At 69.8% G+C, this 17,983-nt stretch carries 19 protein-coding genes; 8 read left to right on the top strand and 11 right to left on the bottom strand.

The window, feature by feature from the left end; genetic code table 11:
- Positions 1-453 precede the first annotated feature (453 nt).
- Positions 454-1,668, top strand: a complete 1,215-nt coding sequence (gene serB, locus ACFY1U_RS05425; RefSeq protein WP_390692797.1) for a phosphoserine phosphatase SerB — start codon at positions 454-456, stop codon at positions 1,666-1,668.
- Between the two features lie 111 nt (positions 1,669-1,779).
- Here the strand turns inward: serB and ACFY1U_RS05420 are convergent, their stop codons facing one another.
- The 4 genes from ACFY1U_RS05420 to ACFY1U_RS05405 all read right to left on the bottom strand — a co-directional run bounded on the left by ACFY1U_RS05420 (position 1,780) and on the right by ACFY1U_RS05405 (position 4,208).
- Positions 1,780-2,298 carry a SixA phosphatase family protein gene (locus tag ACFY1U_RS05420; RefSeq protein WP_390692796.1) on the bottom strand — a complete coding sequence of 173 codons (519 nt, stop codon included), beginning with the start codon at positions 2,296-2,298 and terminating at the stop codon, positions 1,780-1,782.
- Positions 2,299-2,363: 65 nt separating this feature from the next.
- Entirely contained in the window at positions 2,364-2,570 is a 207-nt protein-coding gene (locus tag ACFY1U_RS05415; protein WP_390692795.1) for a hypothetical protein, read from the bottom strand.
- 179 nt (positions 2,571-2,749) lie between these two features.
- Positions 2,750-2,866 (bottom strand): SGM_5486 family transporter-associated protein, encoded by a 117-nt coding sequence (locus ACFY1U_RS05410; protein WP_269787331.1) that lies wholly within the window; start codon positions 2,864-2,866, stop codon positions 2,750-2,752.
- A gap of 43 nt (positions 2,867-2,909) precedes the next feature.
- Positions 2,910-4,208 (bottom strand): CynX/NimT family MFS transporter, encoded by a 1,299-nt coding sequence (locus tag ACFY1U_RS05405; RefSeq protein ID WP_390692794.1) that lies wholly within the window; start codon positions 4,206-4,208, stop codon positions 2,910-2,912.
- A gap of 70 nt (positions 4,209-4,278) precedes the next feature.
- Between ACFY1U_RS05405 and ACFY1U_RS05400 the strand changes: the two genes are divergently transcribed.
- Positions 4,279-4,968, top strand: a complete 690-nt coding sequence (locus tag ACFY1U_RS05400) for a FadR/GntR family transcriptional regulator (RefSeq protein WP_390692793.1) — start codon at positions 4,279-4,281, stop codon at positions 4,966-4,968.
- Here ACFY1U_RS05400 and ACFY1U_RS05395 read toward each other — a convergent pair.
- From ACFY1U_RS05395 to fabG, 3 genes are all read right to left on the bottom strand, one after another.
- Complete coding sequence (locus ACFY1U_RS05395) at positions 4,949-5,296, bottom strand: hypothetical protein (protein ID WP_390692792.1); 348 nt, start codon at positions 5,294-5,296, stop codon at positions 4,949-4,951. The two genes, ACFY1U_RS05400 and ACFY1U_RS05395, sit on opposite strands and share 20 nt — an antisense overlap.
- A gap of 193 nt (positions 5,297-5,489) precedes the next feature.
- The gene (gene fabI, locus ACFY1U_RS05390) at positions 5,490-6,257 is read right to left on the bottom strand and encodes an enoyl-ACP reductase FabI (protein WP_390692791.1); all 768 of its coding nucleotides are present in this window, start codon (positions 6,255-6,257) and stop codon (positions 5,490-5,492) included.
- A 5-nt stretch (positions 6,258-6,262) separates the two neighbouring features.
- Positions 6,263-6,982, bottom strand: coding sequence for a 3-oxoacyl-[acyl-carrier-protein] reductase (gene fabG, locus ACFY1U_RS05385; protein ID WP_390692789.1), 720 nt, complete (start codon positions 6,980-6,982; stop codon positions 6,263-6,265).
- Positions 6,983-7,238: 256 nt separating this feature from the next.
- On the opposite strand from fabG, the gene ACFY1U_RS05380 reads away from it, so the two are divergent.
- Genes ACFY1U_RS05380 through tyrS form a run of 3 tightly spaced genes read left to right on the top strand, consistent with a single transcriptional unit; the run spans position 7,239 to position 11,478 of the window.
- Positions 7,239-8,762, top strand: a complete 1,524-nt coding sequence (locus tag ACFY1U_RS05380; protein ID WP_390692788.1) for a TldD/PmbA family protein — start codon at positions 7,239-7,241, stop codon at positions 8,760-8,762.
- Positions 8,759-10,153 carry a metallopeptidase TldD-related protein gene (locus ACFY1U_RS05375; protein ID WP_390692787.1) on the top strand — a complete coding sequence of 465 codons (1,395 nt, stop codon included), beginning with the start codon at positions 8,759-8,761 and terminating at the stop codon, positions 10,151-10,153. Before ACFY1U_RS05380 ends, ACFY1U_RS05375 begins: the two co-directional genes overlap by 4 nt.
- Positions 10,154-10,209: 56 nt before the next feature.
- Complete coding sequence (gene tyrS, locus ACFY1U_RS05370; protein WP_365844233.1) at positions 10,210-11,478, top strand: tyrosine--tRNA ligase; 1,269 nt, start codon at positions 10,210-10,212, stop codon at positions 11,476-11,478.
- Positions 11,479-11,592: 114 nt separating this feature from the next.
- Here tyrS and ACFY1U_RS05365 read toward each other — a convergent pair whose 3' ends face one another.
- Complete coding sequence (locus ACFY1U_RS05365) at positions 11,593-11,871, bottom strand: GlsB/YeaQ/YmgE family stress response membrane protein (RefSeq protein WP_390692786.1); 279 nt, start codon at positions 11,869-11,871, stop codon at positions 11,593-11,595.
- A gap of 246 nt (positions 11,872-12,117) precedes the next feature.
- Between ACFY1U_RS05365 and ACFY1U_RS05360 the strand changes: the two genes are divergently transcribed.
- Positions 12,118-12,516 (top strand): DUF3099 domain-containing protein, encoded by a 399-nt coding sequence (locus ACFY1U_RS05360; protein ID WP_390692785.1) that lies wholly within the window; start codon positions 12,118-12,120, stop codon positions 12,514-12,516.
- Between the two features lie 236 nt (positions 12,517-12,752).
- A complete protein-coding gene (locus ACFY1U_RS05355) occupies positions 12,753-12,971 on the top strand; it encodes a hypothetical protein (protein ID WP_390692784.1) in 219 nt (72 codons plus the stop codon).
- A 15-nt stretch (positions 12,972-12,986) separates the two neighbouring features.
- Here the strand turns inward: ACFY1U_RS05355 and moaA are convergent, their stop codons facing one another.
- The 3 genes from moaA to ACFY1U_RS05340 all read right to left on the bottom strand — a co-directional run bounded on the left by moaA (position 12,987) and on the right by ACFY1U_RS05340 (position 16,140).
- Entirely contained in the window at positions 12,987-13,976 is a 990-nt protein-coding gene (gene moaA / locus ACFY1U_RS05350) for a GTP 3',8-cyclase MoaA (protein WP_390692783.1), read from the bottom strand.
- Positions 13,977-14,161: 185 nt separating this feature from the next.
- Entirely contained in the window at positions 14,162-15,787 is a 1,626-nt protein-coding gene (locus ACFY1U_RS05345) for a cation acetate symporter (RefSeq protein WP_390692782.1), read from the bottom strand.
- A complete protein-coding gene (locus tag ACFY1U_RS05340; protein ID WP_266953941.1) occupies positions 15,784-16,140 on the bottom strand; it encodes a DUF485 domain-containing protein in 357 nt (118 codons plus the stop codon). The genes ACFY1U_RS05345 and ACFY1U_RS05340 overlap by 4 nt, the downstream gene beginning before the upstream one ends.
- Positions 16,141-16,392: 252 nt before the next feature.
- Between ACFY1U_RS05340 and ACFY1U_RS05335 the strand changes: the two genes are divergently transcribed.
- Positions 16,393-17,919, top strand: coding sequence for a S8 family serine peptidase (locus ACFY1U_RS05335; protein ID WP_390692781.1), 1,527 nt, complete (start codon positions 16,393-16,395; stop codon positions 17,917-17,919).
- The last annotated feature ends 64 nt before the right edge of the window (positions 17,920-17,983 follow it).

Here is a 17,983-nt window from a genome sequence, read left to right as displayed (position 1 = left end):
CCGGCTGCCCGGCTGCCCGGCTGCCCGGCGCGCGCATACCGTTCGAGGCGACCGGACCGCCGAGAGCGGATGCGCCCCGCACAGTCGTCGCCGGCCTCTACGGCTCCCGCCGGCCAGAGGCAGGCCGCGGAGCGGGATGCACCGGCCCCCGAGGTAACCGGGCCGTCCGGCACGGTGCGCGGCAAGCAGCACTCGGCGAGATCCGGTGCGGCAGCTGCGGCCGAAGGGGGGCTGAGCCTGGCGCATCGCCCCCTGGTGGAACCGGGCCCCCGGCACACGTACGCCACCCGAGGCGCCCACCCACCCCCGAAGCGGCCCGGGCGGTCGGTGTCCTCGGTGCAGTCGTGGTCGGACCGTAAGGCTTTGGTCATCCGCTCGACACCCATTGTTCCGTGTCCGGCAGGCGGACCGCGGCGGCGGTCGGCACTGGGTGCCGGATACGGTGGGTACACCATGAGCGCATCGCAGACCTCGACCTCTGACGTCCCCACCCTCCTCGTCAAGATCTTCGGCAAGGACCGGCCGGGCATCACGGCCGGCCTGTTCGACACCCTCGCCGCCTACTCCGTCGACGTGGTCGACATCGAGCAGGTCGTCACCCGTGGCCGGCTCACGCTGTGCGCGCTCGTGACCCCGCCGCCCCACGGTCTTGAGGGGGATCTGCGGGCGACCGTCCACAGCTGGGCGGAGTCGATGAAGATGCAGGCGGAGATCATCTCCGGGCGGGGCGACAACCGCCCGCGCGGCCTCGGACGCTCACTGGTCACGGTCCTCGGTCACCCGCTCACGGCGGAGGCGACCGCCCGGATCGCCGCGAAGATCGCCTCCGTCGGCGGCAACATCGACCGCATCTTCCGCCTCGCCAAGTACCCCGTCACAGCGGTCGAGTTCGCGGTGTCCGGCGTCGAGACCGAGCCGCTGCGCACCGCCCTGGTGACGGACGCCGCGGCACTGGGTGTCGATGTGGCGGTCGTCGCGGCGGGTCTGCACCGCCGGGCGCAGCGACTGGTCGTGATGGACGTCGACTCGACGCTCATCCAGGACGAGGTGATCGAGCTCTTCGCGGCCCACGCCGGCTGCGAGGACAAGGTCGCCGAGGTGACCGCGGCCGCGATGCGCGGGGAGCTGGACTTCGAGCAGTCGCTGCACGCGCGCGTGGCGCTCCTTGAGGGGCTCGACGCGTCCGTGGTGGACAAGGTGCGCAGTGAGGTGCGGCTGACGCCGGGGGCGCGGACCCTGATCCGTACGCTCAAGCGGCTCGGGTACCAAGTGGGCGTGGTCTCCGGAGGGTTCACCCAGGTCACGGATGATCTGAAGGAGCGGCTGGGGCTCGACTTCGCGCAGGCCAACACCCTGGAGATCGTCGGCGGCAAGCTCACCGGCAGGGTCACCGGCGAGATCGTCGACCGCGCGGGCAAGGCGCGGCTGCTGCGCCGGTTCGCCGCGGAGGCGGGCGTACCGCTCGCCCAGACCGTGGCGATCGGCGACGGCGCCAACGACCTGGACATGCTCAACGCGGCCGGTCTCGGCGTCGCCTTCAACGCCAAGCCGGTCGTACGGGAGGCCGCGCACACGGCGGTGAACGTGCCCTTCCTGGACACGGTCCTGTATCTGCTGGGCGTCACCCGTGAAGAGGTCGAGGCCGCGGACACGCACGACGAGGAGTAGTCGCCCCCATCGGCACAGAGGGGCCTGCCCGGCACCGTGGTGGTGCCGGGCCCCTCGGTCGTCGTGTCGCCTGCTCGCTTCGTCGGTCGTCTATTGGTTGCGCCGTTTCGGCTACTCGGTCGGCGCCCAATAGTCCAGCAGCGTGGCCACGCCCGGCTCCAGGCCCTTCCAGGGGCCCTCGAAGGACAGGACGGCGAAGGCGGCGGCCGGGAAGCCGCGGCGGTTCATCCGCTCGCCGGCGTCGCCCTCGGACGAGCCGGCCAGGATCTCGGCGAGACCCTGCACGCCCGGGTTGTGGCCGATGAGTACGGCGTTCTGCACGTCGTCGGGGTTCTCGTTGAGCAGCGCGATCAGCTCGCCGGGTGAGGCCTCGTAGATCCGCTCCTCGTAGACGGTTTTCGGCCGGTGCGGGAATTCATGGACGGCGAGCTTCCAGGTCTCTCGGGTCCGGACCGCGGTGGAGCACAGGGCCAGATCGAAGGGGATACCGGTGTCGGCCAGCTTGCGTCCGGCGACTGCGGCGTCCGTGCGGCCCCGCTCAGCGAGGGGGCGCTCGTGGTCGGTCACCTGTGGCCAGTCGGCTTTCGCATGCCGGAAGAGGACGATCCTGCGGGGTTCTGCGACGCTCATGGAACCCAGCTTCGCATGAAACAGGCCATGGGGCGCAGGGAGTTGACTGGCGGCCGAACCGGTGCTCAGCGGCCTATGAGCTGCTGTGCCCGCTCGAAGAGGTGGGTGATCGCCGGATCGCCCGCCGCCGCCTGTGCGTCCGACGGGTTCAGCATCAGAGCCAGCAGCACGATGAAGGCGAGCGTGGGCAGGGCGAGGGCCCACCAGGGCAGCCGGATGTCGATGCCACCCGTGGTCGCCGGGTGGGGCCGGGTGTGCGACTGGGCCGACATGGGTGCCTCCGCTGGTCTTCGGGTCCGGGTGATCCGCCGTACGCGGTCACACCTCGAAGTTACGGAATCCGGAGCCCTCAACCCATCCGGAGATCCACCCAGTTGACCCTGACACTCACCCCCTAGGGGATGGGGGTGCTAGCCCCACCATCGGGCGCATCGGGCCGCCCGGCGGACGGTCACGGCGAGGCGATCGTCGCGATGATGGCGATGATCACGAAGATGGCGAGGAACGAGCCGAAGACGAGCAGCATCTTCTTCTGGCCGTTCTGGGGGTTCGGGTCGAGCACTGGCATGCGGCAAGTCTCGCACCCCACGCCTGCGACGGTTCGGCCGGGGTCAGCGGGCCGCTTCGTCCTCCACTGTGCGGTTGCGTCCCGCCAGGACACCGACGACCATCTGCGGGACCATGAGGGCGGCCATCAGCGCGATCGGCAGCCCCCAGCCGCCGCTGTGCTGGTAGAGCACGCCCACCAGGAGCGGGCCGGGGATGGAGATCAGATAGCCGGTGCTCTGCGCGAACGCCGACAGCTGGGCGACGCCCGCGCCGGTCCTGGCCCGCATGCCGACCATGGTGAGAGCCAGCGGGAAGGCGCAGTTGGCGACGCCGAGCAGCAGCGCCCAGGCCCAGGCACCGGCGGCCGGAGCGAGATACAGGCCGGCGTAACCGGCGAGTCCGCAGGCACCCAGCGCGATCACGATCGGCCCCTGGTGCGGCAGCCGGGCGGCGACGCGCGGGATGACGAAGGCCAGCGGCACGCCCATCACCATCGTGACGGCGAGCAGCAGGCCCGCCGTGCCCGCGGGCACGCCCGCGTCCCGGAAGATCTGCGCCATCCAGCCCATCGTGATGTACGCGGCGGTGGCCTGCAGCCCGAAGAAGACGGCGAGCGCCCAGGCGGTACGGCTCCGGGTGATCCGCAGCGCGGGCGTCTCCACGCGCGCGTGCTCCTGCCGCCCGGGCGGCTGCTCGGCGGGGGTCGCGCCCCGCTGCCGTACGAACGGGATCCACGGCAGTACGGCGGCCGCCGCGAGGGCCGCCCACACCGTGAGTCCCGACTGCCAACCGCCGCCCAGTGCCTCGGTCATGGGCACCGTCACCGCGGCCGCCGCGGCGGTGCCCAGGGCGAGCGCCATCGAGTAGAGGCCGGTCATGGAGCCGACCCGGTCCGGGAACCAGCGCTTGACGATGACCGGCATCAGGACGTTGCTGACGGCGATGCCCATGAGGGCGAGCGCGCTGGCGGCCAGGAAGCCGGCCGTGCCGCCCACGTACGGCCGTATGAGCAGGCCCGTGGTGATGGCGACCATGCCCGCGCACACCACCGCGCCCGGTCCGAAGCGGCGGGCCAGGCGCGGGGCCGTGACGCCGAAGACGGCGAAGCAGAGCGGGGGCACGGAGGTGAGCAGGCCGGCCACGCTGCCGCTCATGCCGAGCCCGTCGCGCACCTCTTCGAGGAGCGCGCCCAGGCTGGTGATGGCGGGGCGGAGGTTGAGAGCCGACAGGACGATGCCGAGCACGAGCAGTCTCGTCCGCCACGCGCGCGTGGCGGGTCGCCGGGGCTCGCCCGCGGCCGGAAGGGCCACGGTCGTGAACGTCGTCGTCCGAGTTTCCTCACTTGCCATGCCGTCCATCATAGAATCATTGGATGATTGGTTGTCCACCCCCGGGTCGGCCGGATCCGCCCGCCGCGTGCGAAGGTGTGCCATGCCCCTGAGTCATCCCCGCCGTTCCGCGCTGTCCGAGCAGGTCATCGCCGCACTGCGACACGAGATCACCTCGGGCGAGTGGCCGGTCGGCTCCCGCATCCCGACGGAGCCCGAGCTGGTCGAGCAGCTCGGGGTGGCCCGGAACACGGTCCGTGAGGCCGTCCGCGCCCTCGCGCACAACGGTCTGCTGGACATCCGCCAGGGCTCGGGCACCTATGTCGTGGCGACCAGTGAGCTGGCGGGTGTGATGCACCGCCGCTTCGCCGGCGCGGACCCGCGGCACATCGCCGAGCTGCGCTCCACGCTGGAGTCGGCAGCCGCCAGGCTCGCCGCCGGGCGGCGCACGGACAAGGACCTCAAGCAGCTGGACGCGCTGCTCGTACGGCGCGAGGAGGCCTGGGAGTCGGGCGACACGGAGACCTTCGTGACGGCGGACTCGACCTTCCACCTGGCGGTGGTGGCGGCCTCGCACAACGACGTGATGACCGCGATGTACGCCGATCTCGGCGAGGTGCTGCGGGACTGGCTGCGCGAGGACGTCGGCCGGGAGCTCACCCCGGAGACGTACATGGAGCACACACGGCTGGTCGACGCGATCCGTACGGGCGACGCCGAGGCGGCCGGCGCGGAGGCGGCGAGCTATCCGCTCCTGTGCCGTCCCGGACGGTTCAGCGCCTCTGGTGACTGATCCACACCGAGCCGACTTCCTTCCAGCACCGGCCGGTGAGCCGTACGGTCATCGCCGGCTCGGTGTCGACCGGGGTGCTGTCGGTGTCGAGGTCCCACCAGCGGGCGCACTCGACGTGCAGGCTGACGCCGTCGGTCTGCGGATAGGGGTTGTGGCAGTACGCGGTCACGTGGGAGCCGGTGACCCTGGTACGGCACTCGGCGCCGAAGAGCTGCGGCGCCGGCGGCTTCCCGGGCCTCACGCGCGCGTGGGGCATCGCCTCGTACGGCAGGGACATCACGAGAGCGACGGCGACGGTCACTGAGGCCAGGTGGCGGAAGATGCGCACAAGGGGACCTCCTCGGCCGTGCTGGGGAGGGAATCACGTGCTGAACACGTAATCCAGGGTGCGCAGTCCAGTCCCGGCCCGCCCGGCCACATAGCCCGAACGGGTGACATCGCGGCGGGGGCGGGGCACGCGCCGAGGGCCCGCACCCGGCCGGGTGCGGGCCCTCGGTGTCGGCCGAGGCTCAGCGGCAGCGTCAGGCGCCGATGGCGTGCAGTCCGCCGTCCACGTGGACGATCTCGCCCGTGGTCTTCGGGAACCAGTCGCTCAGCAGGGCGACGATGCCCTTGCCGGCCGGCTCCGGGTCCTTGAGGTCCCACTCCAGCGGGGAGCGGTTGTCCCACACGGAGGCGAGGTCGGCGAAGCCCGGGATGGACTTGGCGGCCATCGAGGCGAGCGGACCCGCGGAGATGAGGTTGCAGCGGATGTTCTGCTTGCCCAGGTCGCGCGCGATGTAGCGGCTGGTGGCCTCCAGGGCGGCCTTCGCCGGACCCATCCAGTCGTACTGCGGCCAGGCGTACTGCGCGTCGAAGGTGAGGCCGACGACCGAGCCGCCGTTCTGCATCAGCGGCAGGCAGGCCATGGTCAGCGACTTCAGGGAGTACGCCGAGACATGCATGGCGGTGGCCACGGACTCGAACGGCGTGTTCAGGAAGTTGCCGCCGAGCGCGTCCTGCGGCGCGAAGCCGATGGAGTGCACGACGCCGTCGAGGCCGCCGAGCTCCTCGCCGACCAGGTCGGCCAGGCGGGCCAGGTGCTCGTCGTTGGTGACGTCGAGCTCGATGACCTTGGTGGGCTTGGGGAGCTTCTTGGCGATGCGCTCGGTCAGCGTGGGCCGCGGGAACGCGGTCAGGATGATCTCGGCGCCCTGCTCCTGGGCCAGCTTGGCGGCGTGGAAGGCGATGGAGGACTCCATCAGCACACCGGTGATCAGGACGCGCTTGCCCTCGAGAATTCCGCTCATGGTGATCAGTGACCCATTCCCAGTCCGCCGTCAACGGGGATGACGGCTCCAGTGATGTACGAGGCGTCGTCCGAGGCGAGGAACCGCACCGTCGCGGCCACCTCCTCCGGCTGCGCGTAACGGCCGAGCGGCACCTGCTTGACGATGCCCTCGCGCTGCTCGTCGGTGAGCACCTTGGTCATGTCGGTGTCGACGAAGCCGGGCGCGACGACGTTGAAGGTGATGTTGCGCGAGCCCAGCTCACGGGCGAGGGAACGCGCGAAGCCGACCAGGGCGGCCTTGGAGGCGGCGTAGTTGGCCTGGCCGGGGCCGCCGTACAGCCCGACGACCGAGGAGATCAGGACGACGCGGCCCTTCTTGGCGCGCAGCATGCCGCGGTTGGCGCGCTTGACCACGCGGAAGGTGCCGGTGAGGTTGGTGTCGATGACCGAGGTGAAGTCCTCCTCGGACATGCGCATCAGGAGCTGGTCCTTGGTGATGCCGGCGTTGGCGATCAGGACCTCGACCGGGCCGTGCTGGGCCTCGATCTCCTTGTAGGCCTGCTCCACCTGCTCGGTGTCGGTGATGTCGCACTTGACGGCCAGGCAGCCCAATTCCGTCAGGGCGGCCGGCGGCTCCCCGGAGCGGTAAGTGATGGCGACCTTGTCGCCGGCGTCGGCGAACGCGTGGGCGATGGCGAGGCCGATGCCCCGGTTGCCTCCGGTGACGAGAACCGAGCGGCTCAACGGATCACCCTTTCGATAGCGGTCTGATACCCCCCGCCCGAACACCTGGATGACAGGCGGCTTCCTCGAAAACCTATCGGTCCAGGTGCTCCCGCGGACAATCGGGCACCGACAGTGGCTTACGGGACTCACTGTCGGGTCCCTACAGAAAGTTCCCGGTACCGGCTCGAAACCTGTGGTCCGCGGCCCGGTCACGCGAAATGATCGGAGCAACCGCCGGTCCGATCACAGGTCACGACAACAAGGAGAGACCTCGGTGCCTCATACCATCGACGAAGCCTTCACGGCACTTCCCCTACGGGCCCTGGCCGACGCGGCACTCGCACGCGCGCGTGCCCTGGGCGCCGAGCACGCGGACTTCCGGTTCGAGCGGGTGCGCAGCGCGTCCTGGCGCTTCCGGGACGCCAAGCCCTCCGGTTCGTCGGACACCACCGACCTCGGGTACGCGGTGCGGGTCGTGCACGGCGGCACCTGGGGCTTCGCATCGGGGGTGGACCTGAGCCTGGACGCCGCCGCCAAGGTCGCCTCGCAGGCGGTCGCGATGGCGAAGCTCTCCGCCCAGGTGATCAAGGCGGCCGGTTCGGACGAGCGGGTGGAGCTGGCCGACGAGCCCGTGCACGCGGACCGGACCTGGATCTCGTCGTACGAGATCGACCCGTTCTCCGTGCCCGACGAGGAGAAGTCGGCGCTGCTGGCGGACTGGAGCGCGCGGCTGCTCGCGGCGAACGGCGTCAACCATGTCGACGCCTCGCTGCTCACCGTGCACGAGAACAAGTTCTACGCCGACACGGCCGGGACCGTGACCACACAGCAGCGCGTGCGGCTGCACCCGCAGCTGACGGCCGTGTCGGTCGACGAGTCGAGCGGCGAGTTCGACTCCATGCGGACGATCGCACCGCCCGTGGGACGCGGCTGGGAGTACCTCACCGGCACCGGCTGGGACTGGGAGAGCGAGCTCGAGCAGATCCCGGAGCTGCTCGCCGAGAAGATGCGCGCGCCGAGCGTCGAGGCGGGCCTGTACGACCTGGTCGTCGACCCCTCCAACCTGTGGCTGACCATCCACGAGTCCATCGGCCACGCCACCGAACTGGACCGCGCGCTCGGCTACGAGGCCGCCTACGCCGGCACCTCCTTCGCCACCTTCGACCAGCTCGGCAAGCTGAGGTACGGCTCCGAGCTGATGAACGTCACCGGCGACCGCACCGCCGAGCACGGACTCGCCACCGTCGGCTACGACGACGAGGGTGTCGAGGGGCAGTCCTGGGACCTGGTGAAGGACGGCACGCTCGTCGGCTACCAGCTCGACCGGCGGATCGCGAGGCTGACCGGGTTCGAGCGGTCCAACGGGTGCGCGTTCGCCGACTCCCCCGGGCACGTTCCGGTGCAGCGCATGGCCAATGTGTCGCTGCAGCCGGATCCGGCCGGGATGGCGACGGAGGACCTGATCGGCGGGGTGGACCGGGGCATCTACGTCGTCGGCGACCGTTCCTGGTCGATCGACATGCAGAGGTACAACTTCCAGTTCACGGGCCAGCGGTTCTTCAAGATCGAGAACGGTCGGATCACCGGGCAGCTGCGGGATGTCGCCTACCAGGCGACGACCACCGACTTCTGGGGCTCGATGGCCGCGGTGGGCGGCCCGCAGACGTATGTCCTCGGGGGTGCCTTCAACTGCGGCAAGGCCCAGCCGGGCCAGGTCGCCGCCGTCTCGCACGGCTGCCCGTCCGCGCTCTTCAAGGGCGTCAACATCCTCAACACCACGCAGGAGGCCGGTCGATGAGCGCCCGCAGCAACAAGCCGCACGAGATCGTCGAGCGGGCGCTGGAGCTGTCCACCGCCGACGGCTGTGTCGTCATCGCCGACGAGCACTCGACCGCCAACCTGCGCTGGGCGGGCAACGCGCTCACCACGAACGGCGTCACGCGCGGGCGCACCCTCACGGTCGTCGCGACCGTCGACGGCAAGGAAGGCACCGCCTCCGGTGTCGTCTCCCGCTCGGCCGTGACCACGGACGAGTTGGAGCCGCTGGTGCGGGCCGCCGAGGCCGCCGCCCGCGGCGCCGGGCCGGCGGAGGACGCGCAGCCGCTGGTCACGGGCGTCGCCCAGTCGCCGGACTTCGTCGACGCGCCCGCCGAGACCTCGTCGACCGTGTTCGCCGACTTCGCGCCGGCGCTCGGTGAGGCCTTCGCACGCGCGCGTACGGGCGGCCGCGAGCTCTACGGTTTCGCCAACCACGAGCTGACGTCGAGCTATGTGGGTACGTCCACGGGCCTGCGCCTGCGGCACGACCAGCCCAACGGGACGCTGGAACTGAACGCCAAGTCCCCGGACCGTACGCGCTCGGCGTGGGCGGGCCGCTCCACGCGCGACTTCAAGGACGTCGACCCGGCCGCGCTGGACGCGGAACTCGCCGTACGCCTCGGGTGGGCCGAGCGGCGGATCGCACTGCCCGCCGGGCGGTACGAGACGCTGCTGCCGCCGACCGCCGTCGCGGACCTGCTGATCTACCAGATGTGGTCGGCGTCCGGCCGGGACGCGGTGGAGGGCCGCACGGTGTTCTCCAAGCCCGGCGGCGGCACCCGTGTGGGCGACAGGCTCAGCGAGCTGCCGCTGACCCTGCGCAGCGACCCGAACGAGCCGGGCCTGGAGTCGGCGCCCTTCGTGATCGCGCACTCCTCCGGCGGCGACCAGTCGGTGTTCGACAACGGCCTGCCGCTCACGGCCACCGACTGGGTACGGCAGGGCGAGCTGGCCCACCTGACCACCACCCGGCACAGCGCGGGCCTGACCGGGCTGCCGGTGGCTCCCGCGATCGACAACCTCGTCCTGACCGGCGGGGACGACCGCTCCCTGGAGGAGATGGTCGCGAACACCGAGCGGGGGCTGCTGCTGACCTGCCTGTGGTACATCCGCGAGGTCGACCCCGCCACCCTGCTGCTCACCGGGCTGACCAGGGACGGCGTCTACCTCGTCGAGAACGGCGAGGTCAGCGGCGAGGTCAACAACTTCCGCTTCAACGAGTCGCCCGTCGATCTGCTCGGGCGGGCCACGGAGGCCGGGCGCACGGAAAAGACGCTGCCGAGGGAGTGGAGCGACTGGTTCACTAGGGCTGCGATGCCTGCGCTGCGGGTGCCCGACTTCAATATGAGCTCTGTCAGTCAGGGCGTATAACCTCGTAGCCGGTAGTCGTACGACCGCCCGAAGATCATCAAGGAGATACGAGAACCGTGACGGACATCGTCGACGAGCTGAAGTGGCGGGGGCTGTGGGCCCTGTCCACTGACGAGGATGCTTTGCGCAAGGCGCTCGCGGACGGTCCCGTCACGTTCTATTGCGGCTTCGACCCGACCGCGGCCAGTCTGCACGTCGGCCACCTGGTCCAGGTCCTCACCATGCGCCGGCTCCAGCAGGCGGGCCTGCGCCCGCTGGCCCTGGTGGGTGGCGCGACCGGCCAGATCGGTGACCCGCGCCCCACGGCGGAGCGCACGCTGAACGACCCGGAGACGGTCGCGAACTGGGTGACCCGGCTGCGCGCGCAGATCGAGCCGTTCCTGTCCTTCGAGGGCGAGAACGCCGCGGTCATGGTGAACAACCTGGACTGGACGGCCGGTCTGTCCGCCATCGAGTTCCTCCGGGACATCGGCAAGCACTTCCGCGTCAACAAGATGCTGACCAAGGACTCCGTCGCGCGCCGGCTCGAGTCCCAGGAAGGCATCAGCTACACGGAGTTCAGCTACCAGCTGCTGCAGGGCATGGACTTCCTGGAGCTGTACCGGAGGCACGGCTGCACGCTCCAGCAGGGCGGCAGCGACCAGTGGGGCAACCTCACGGCGGGCCTGGACCTGATCCACAGGCTGGAGCCCGACGCCGAGGTGCACTGCCTGGCGACGCCGCTGATGGTCAAGGCGGACGGCACCAAGTTCGGCAAGACCGAGGGCGGCGCCGTCTGGCTCGACCCCGAGATGACGACGCCGTACGCGTTCTACCAGTTCTGGCTGAACGTAGATGACCGGGACATCTCGACGTACATGCGGATCCTGTCCTTCAAGTCCCGTGAGGAACTCGAGGAGCTGGAGAAGCAGACCGAGGAGCGTCCGCAGGCCCGTGCCGCTCAGCGCGCGCTGGCGGAGGAGCTGACGACGCTGGTGCACGGCGCCGACCAGACGGCCGCGGTGATCGCCGCGTCCCGTGCCCTCTTCGGGCAGGGGGAACTGGCGGAGCTCGACGAGCGGACGCTGGCGGCGGCGCTGTCCGAGCTGCCGCATGTCCGGGTTGCCGAGCCCGGCCCAGTGGTGGACCTGTTCGCCGAGGTCGGGCTGGTCGCCAGCAAGTCGGCTGCGCGGCGGACCGTGAAGGAGGGCGGGGCGTACGTGAACAACGTGAAGGTCGCGTCCGAGGACGCGGTTCCCGCCAAGGAGGATCTGCTGCACGGGCGGTGGCTTGTGCTGCGGCGGGGCAAGAAGAATCTTGCCGCCGTTGAGGTCACTGGAGCGTAAGCGCCGTAGGGGTGCGGCAAGCTGCGGGCTGCGGCCTCGTCGTGGCTTGTCGCGCCCACGCGGCGGAGCCGCATATCGACACAGCCCCGCGCCCCCTGAAAGGGGCGCTGCAGCTCATGCCCGTTGTTTGTGCTTGCCCAATGTCGCCATGTATGCCATGTCGACCAGGAAGACGATGATGATCGCGGCCACCAGTTGGAAGGCGTGGCGGCTCCAGTCGATGCCTCGGGTCGAGGCGACGCCGACTGCTCGGGCCAGGGCGTTGCCTGCGATCGCGCCGAGCATGCCGCAGATGGTGGTCAGCCAGAGCGGGCTGTGCTGCTTGCCGGGGATGACCGCCTTGGCGATCAGGCCCAGTACGAATCCCACGATGATGGCCCACAACCAGCCCATGGCTGCCTCCTCGTACGGCTCGATGTGAGCCTTGGGCCCAGTGTCGGCCCGGGCACCGTACGGCGCATGCCGGGTGGGGCTGTACGCGCTACGGCTGAGGCCGTTCGGCCAGGTAGGAGGTGACCCGGTCTCGTAGGCGGCGCAGGCGCGGCGTAACGTGGGAGGTGTCCGGGCACCGTTCCCCGACCGGGGGCGGACCGGGCACGGGGACGGGGACGGTCCGATGCGGGCGGATGGTGGAATGTGATGCGGAAGCTGCATGGCGTCGGCAACAGCCAGGTGTTCCGGATCACCGGGGCTCGGGCGAGCCTCGACGAGGACGTGCGCGGCCGACAGCGCCGGTACGTCATCTCGATGTCGATCCGTACGGTGTCGGTGATCCTCGCGGCCTCGCTGTGGAACGTCGAACGGCACGTCGCGATCGTGGCGTTGGTCCTTGGAGCGGTCCTCCCCTACATCGCCGTGGTGATCGCCAACGCGGGCCGGGAGAACGCGCCGTCGCTTCCGTCGACGTTCGTGAGTGTCCCGATGCGTCCGATGATTGCGCCGCCGCGGACGAACGACGGTTTCGCGGAACCGGTCCCGGAAGATGTCGCGGCCGAGTCCGCACCGGACGCACGAAGCGAGCCGCACGACCGGGCGTGACCACGGCACAAGGGCCGCAAGCGGAAGGCGGCTCCGCACCAAGCTCAAGAAAAGCTCAGATCAATCATGTTGTTCAGGTGCCGGGCGACGGGTTACCCGTGACATACTTCGTAGGCGCTCCGCATCCCCCGTCGGAGCGACAGACCGACGCCGGGCAGCTCCCCCCGTGGCTGCTCGGCGTCGCCTTGTTCGGTGTCTTTTCAGCGCCTTGTTCAGCCCGGTTGTGAGACGAACCTGTGAGTGACGAGAACCCGATCTGCTCCGCCAAGGGCTGCCGTGCCGATGCCGTGTGGGTGCTCGCGTGGAACAACCCGAAGATCCACACGCCGGAGCGGCGCAAGACATGGCTGGCCTGTGAGGAGCACCGGGAGCATCTCTCCCAGTTCCTCGGTGTACGGGGCTTCCTCAAGGACGTGGTCCTGCTGAAGGAATGGGAGTCCTCCCAGGAGGCCTAGGTTCCCTCGAGGCCCCTAGCCGCCGATCGCCGACATCGGGCGGTCCGGCTGGACGAACGACGGGTCGTCCAGGCCCGCTCCCGCCTTCTTGCCCCACATGGCCAGTCGCCAGATGCGGGCGATCTCCTCGTCCGGGGCGCCGGAGCGCAGGGCTGCGCGCAGGTCGGTCTCCTCCTGCGCGAACAGGCAGGTGCGTATCTGGCCGTCGGCGGTGAGGCGGGTGCGGTCGCAGGCCGAGCAGAACGGGCGGGTCACGGAGGCGATGACGCCGACGCGGTGCGGGCCCCCGTCCACGATCCAGCGCTCGGCGGGGGCCGAGCCGCGCTCGTCCGTGCCCTCCGGAGTCAGGTCGAAGCGGGTGCGCAGGGAGGCCAGGATGTCGCCGGCGGTGACCATGCCCTCGCGCTTCCAGCCGTGCTGGGCGTCCAGGGGCATCTGCTCGATGAAGCGCAGCTCGTAGTCGTGCTCCACCGCCCAGGCGAGCAGGTCCGGGGCCTCGTCCTCGTTCAGACCCGGCATCAGGACGCTGTTGACCTTGACCGGGGTCAGGCCTGCGTCGCGGGCGGCCTGAAGGCCCTCGATGACGTCCTTGTGCCGGTCCCGGCGGGTGAGGATCTTGAAGATGTCGGGGCGGAGGGTGTCGAGTGAGACGTTCACCCGGTCCAGGCCGGCCGCCTTCAGGGCCGTCGCCGTGCGCCTGAGTCCGATGCCGTTCGTCGTCAGGGACATCTGGGGGCGGGGGTGCAGCGCGGCGACCCGCTCGACGATGCCGACCAGGCCCGGACGCAGGAGGGGTTCGCCGCCGGTGAAGCGGACCTCCTTGATGCCCAGGGAGGTGACGGCGATGTCGATCAGGCGGACGATCTCGTCGTCGGTGAGCAGATCGGGCTTGGCCAGCCACTGCAGCCCCTCTTCGGGCATGCAGTACGTACACCGCAGATTGCACCGGTCGGTCAGCGAGACCCTCAGGTCGGTGGCCACTCGGCCGAAGGTGTCGATGAGCACGTGGGCCCCCTCCCTCGTAACGGATCAGGACGGCTTCATCATTTCCCGTCACCTGCGAGCCTACGTGACGCCACCGACAACGACAGCGTCCCGATCCCACGAGGTACGGGGCGGCCGCGTCGTAGATCCCTACGACGCGGCCGCTCAGGGACGTACTCAGGGTGATTTCGGAGGACTCATCGGGTTCAGTGGGCGCCGGTGCCGGTCAGGGACCGGACCTCCAGCTCCGCGTACTTGCCCTTGTCGGGCTCCTCCTTGGACAGGTAGGTGCCGATGACTCCGAGCAGGAAACCGACCGGGATCGAGATGATGCCCGGGTTCTCCAGCGGGAACCAGTGGAAGTCGACGCCGGGGAACATCGACGTCTCCTTACCGGAGACCACGGGCGAGAACAGCACCAGGCCGACCGCCGTGATCAGGCCGCCGTAGATCGACCACAGGGCTCCCTGGGTGGTGAACCGCTTCCAAAAGAGGCTGTAGAGGATGGTCGGCAGATTGGCGGAGGCGGCGACCGCGAAGGCGAGGGCGACGAGGCCGGCCACGTTCAGGTCGCGGGCGAGGGCGCCGAGGCAGATCGAGACGGCGCCGATCGCGACCGTCGCCCAGCGGGCCGCCCGCAGTTCCTGCTTCTCGGTGGCCTCGCCCTTCTTGATGACGTTGGCGTAGATGTCATGGGCGAACGACGAGGAGGAGGCGAGGGTCAGGCCCGCGACGACCGCGAGGATCGTGGCGAAGGCGACCGCGGAGATGGACGCGAGCAGGATGGCGCCCCAGTTGGAGTCGACACCGCCCAGGTGCAGGGCCAGCAGTGGCGCCGCCGTGTTGCCCGCCTTGTTGGAGGCGATGATCTCGTCCGGTTTGATGAGCGCCGCGGCGCCGAAGCCCAGTGCGAGCGTCATCAGGTAGAAGGCGCCGATGAGGCCGATCGCCCAGTTCACGGATTTACGGGCGGCCTTGGCCGTGGGCACCGTGTAGAAGCGGATCAGGATGTGCGGCAGGCCCGCGGTGCCCAGGACCAGGGCGATGCCCAGGGAGATGAAGTCCAGCTTGGACGTCGAGGTGAGGCCGTACTTCAGGCCTGGCTCCAGGAAGGCGGACCCCTTGCCGCTGTTGTCGGCGGCCTTGCCGAGCAGGTCGGAGATGTTGAAGTGGAACTTCAGCAGCACCAGGAAGGTCAGCAGCAGGGCGCCCGCGATGAGCAGCACGGCCTTGACCATCTGGACCCAGGTGGTGCCCTTCATGCCGCCGATGGTGACGTACACGATCATCAGAATGCCGACGAGGGCGACGATGCCGATCTTGCCGGCGTCGCTGGTGATGCCGAGCAGCAGCGAGACCAGGACGCCCGCGCCCGCCATCTGGGCCAGCAGGTAGAAGATCGAGACCACGATGGTGGACGTACCGGCCGCGGTGCGGACGGGCCGCTGGCGCATCCGGTAGGCGAGGACGTCGCCCATGGTGTAGCGGCCCGAGTTGCGCAGGGGCTCGGCCACCAGGAGCAGCGCGACCAGCCAGGCGACCAGGAAGCCGATGGAGTACAGGAAACCGTCGTAGCCGGCCAGTGAGATCGCGCCCGCGATGCCGAGGAAGGACGCGGCGGACATGTAGTCGCCGGAGACGGCGAGGCCGTTCTGGAAGGCGGTGAACTGGCGGCCGCCCGCGTAGAAGTCGGCGGCGTCCTTGGTCTGGCGGCCCGCCCAGATGGTGATGACGAGGGTCGCGGCGACGAACACCGAGAACAGGGTGATGATCAGCGGCCGGTGCTGACTGGCCTCACCCGCGGCCAGCACGGTCTGCTGCGCGATGCTCATGCGTCGCCCTCCATACGGGACTTGATCGCCTCGGCCTTGGGGTCGAGCTTGGCGGCGGCGTGCCGCGAGTACCACCAGGCGATGAGGAACGTGGTGAGGAACTGGGCGAGGCCGAGCACCAGGGCGACGTTGATGTTGCCGAACAGCTTGGTGCCCATGAAGTCGTCCGCGTAGTTCGACAGCAGGACGTAGAGCAGGTACCAGGCGATGAAGCCGACGGTGAGCGGAAAGGCGAAGGAGCGGTGGGAGCGGCGCAGTTCACCGAACTCCGCGCTCTCCTGCTCCGCGACGAACTCCTCGGTGGAGGGAAGTCGGGCTTGGGTCTTCGAGGGGGGCGGTGTCTCGGTGGCCACGGAGTCTCCTCGCGTTGCGGATGCGGTTGTGAGGGGGATCGGGGGCGAGTGTCCTCGTGCTCCCTGTCCAAGGTCACGGCGCCACGCGAGGACAGGTTCAACTCCCTTGACCTGTTTCCGAACTCACCTTGGGCAACTCATTGCTGACCAGCGGCGCCGGGAGATAGCTTCGGCCTGCACCGCCCGTCATGTACCTGCCCGAGCAGCACCTGCGTCTCGGGCGGTTTCGTTTCCGGATGATGTGGAGACCCCATGGCTCATCTGCGTTCCAGACGCCGGCTCGCACTCGCCGTACCGGTCGCGCTGTCGCTGACCGCCTCGCTCGGCTTCCTGCCGGCGGCCGCTCACGCCGCCCCGCGCGCGGAGTCCACGGCACAGGCGGCCGACGCGGAAAACTTCGCGTATCTCGTCAACACCAGGACGGACCATCGCACGATCGAGTCGGTCAAGGAGGCGATAGCCAAGGCCGGCGGCACCGTCGTCGTGGCGTACGACAAGATCGGCGTGATCGTCGTCCACTCCGCGAACCCCGCCTTCGCCCAGCAGATACGCAAGGCGCCCGGCGTGCAGTCCGCGGGGGCCTCACGCACCTCGCCGGTGACCGCGGCGGGGACGACGGACGAGGGGGCGGTCCAGTACCTCTCCAAGGCCCAGGCCGCGAAGATCGCGGGCAGTTCGACGGCCGGCGAGGAGCCGCTCGAGGCCGACCAGTGGGACCTCAGGGCGATCGGCGCCGACAAGGCGGCCAAGATCGACCCGGGCAGCAAGAACGTGACCGTCGCCGTGATCGACGTCGGCGTCGACGACACCCACCCCGACATCGCCCCGAACTTCTCCGCCTCGCAGTCCGCGAACTGTGTGAGCGGTAAGGCGGACACGACGTACGGCTCCTGGCGGCCGGTCGACGCCGACCACTACCACGGCACCCATGTGGCGGGGGAGATCGCCGCGGCCCGCAACGGCATCGGTGTCGCGGGGGTCGCGCCCGGTGTGAAGGTCGCCGGCATCACGGTGGCCCAGCCGGACGCGAACCAGCTGTTCTTCCCGGAGAGCGTGGTGTGCGCCTTCGTGTTCGCCGCTGACCACGGCGTCGAGGTCACCAACAACAGCTACTACGTCGATCCGTGGCAGTACAACTGCATGGACGACCCCGATCAACGTGCCATTGTTGATTCGGTCAACAGGGCCCAGCTGTATGCACAGCGCAAGGGCACGCTCAATGTCGCCGCGGCGGGCAACTCCAACGACGACCTCGACTCGAACGCCCTCGTCGACGCCTCCAGCCCCGACGACTCGACCCCGGTCACCCGGACGGTCGACCCGCACAAGTGCTTCGACGTGCCGACCCAGCTGCCCGGTGTGGTCACGGTCAGCGCGACCGGTGTCACGGGCGCCAAGTCGTACTACTCCAGCTACGGCGACGGAGTCATCGACGTCGCGGCGCCGGGCGGCGACAAGTACAAGATCCCCGACACGCCGTCGAAGAACGGCCGCATCCTCTCCACGCTGCCGAACAACTCCTACGGCTTCCTGCAGGGCACCTCGATGGCCACACCGCACGTCGCGGCCGTCGCCGCGCTGCTGAAGTCGACGCACCCGTGGGCGACTCCGGCCCAGCTGCAGGCCCTCCTCAAGGCGCAGGCCGACAACCCTGGCTGCCCGACCGACCCGTACGACGGGAACGGCGACGGCGTCGTGGACGCCACGTGCGTGGGCGGCAAACGGATCAACGGATTCTACGGTTTCGGTATCGTCAACGCGCTGCGCGCAGTGAAGTAGATCCAGTGTCTGCTCGGGCGGCGCGGTACAGGGACCGCGCCGCCCGGACCTCCCGCACGGTCCG

This window comes from Streptomyces sp. NPDC001351 (genome assembly GCF_042896045.1).
In the GTDB taxonomy this organism is placed as follows: Bacteria; Actinomycetota; Actinomycetes; order Streptomycetales; family Streptomycetaceae; genus Streptomyces.
The sequence above is the reverse complement of the archived record's forward strand: the minus strand, read 5'-3'. Positions and strand labels throughout refer to the sequence as shown.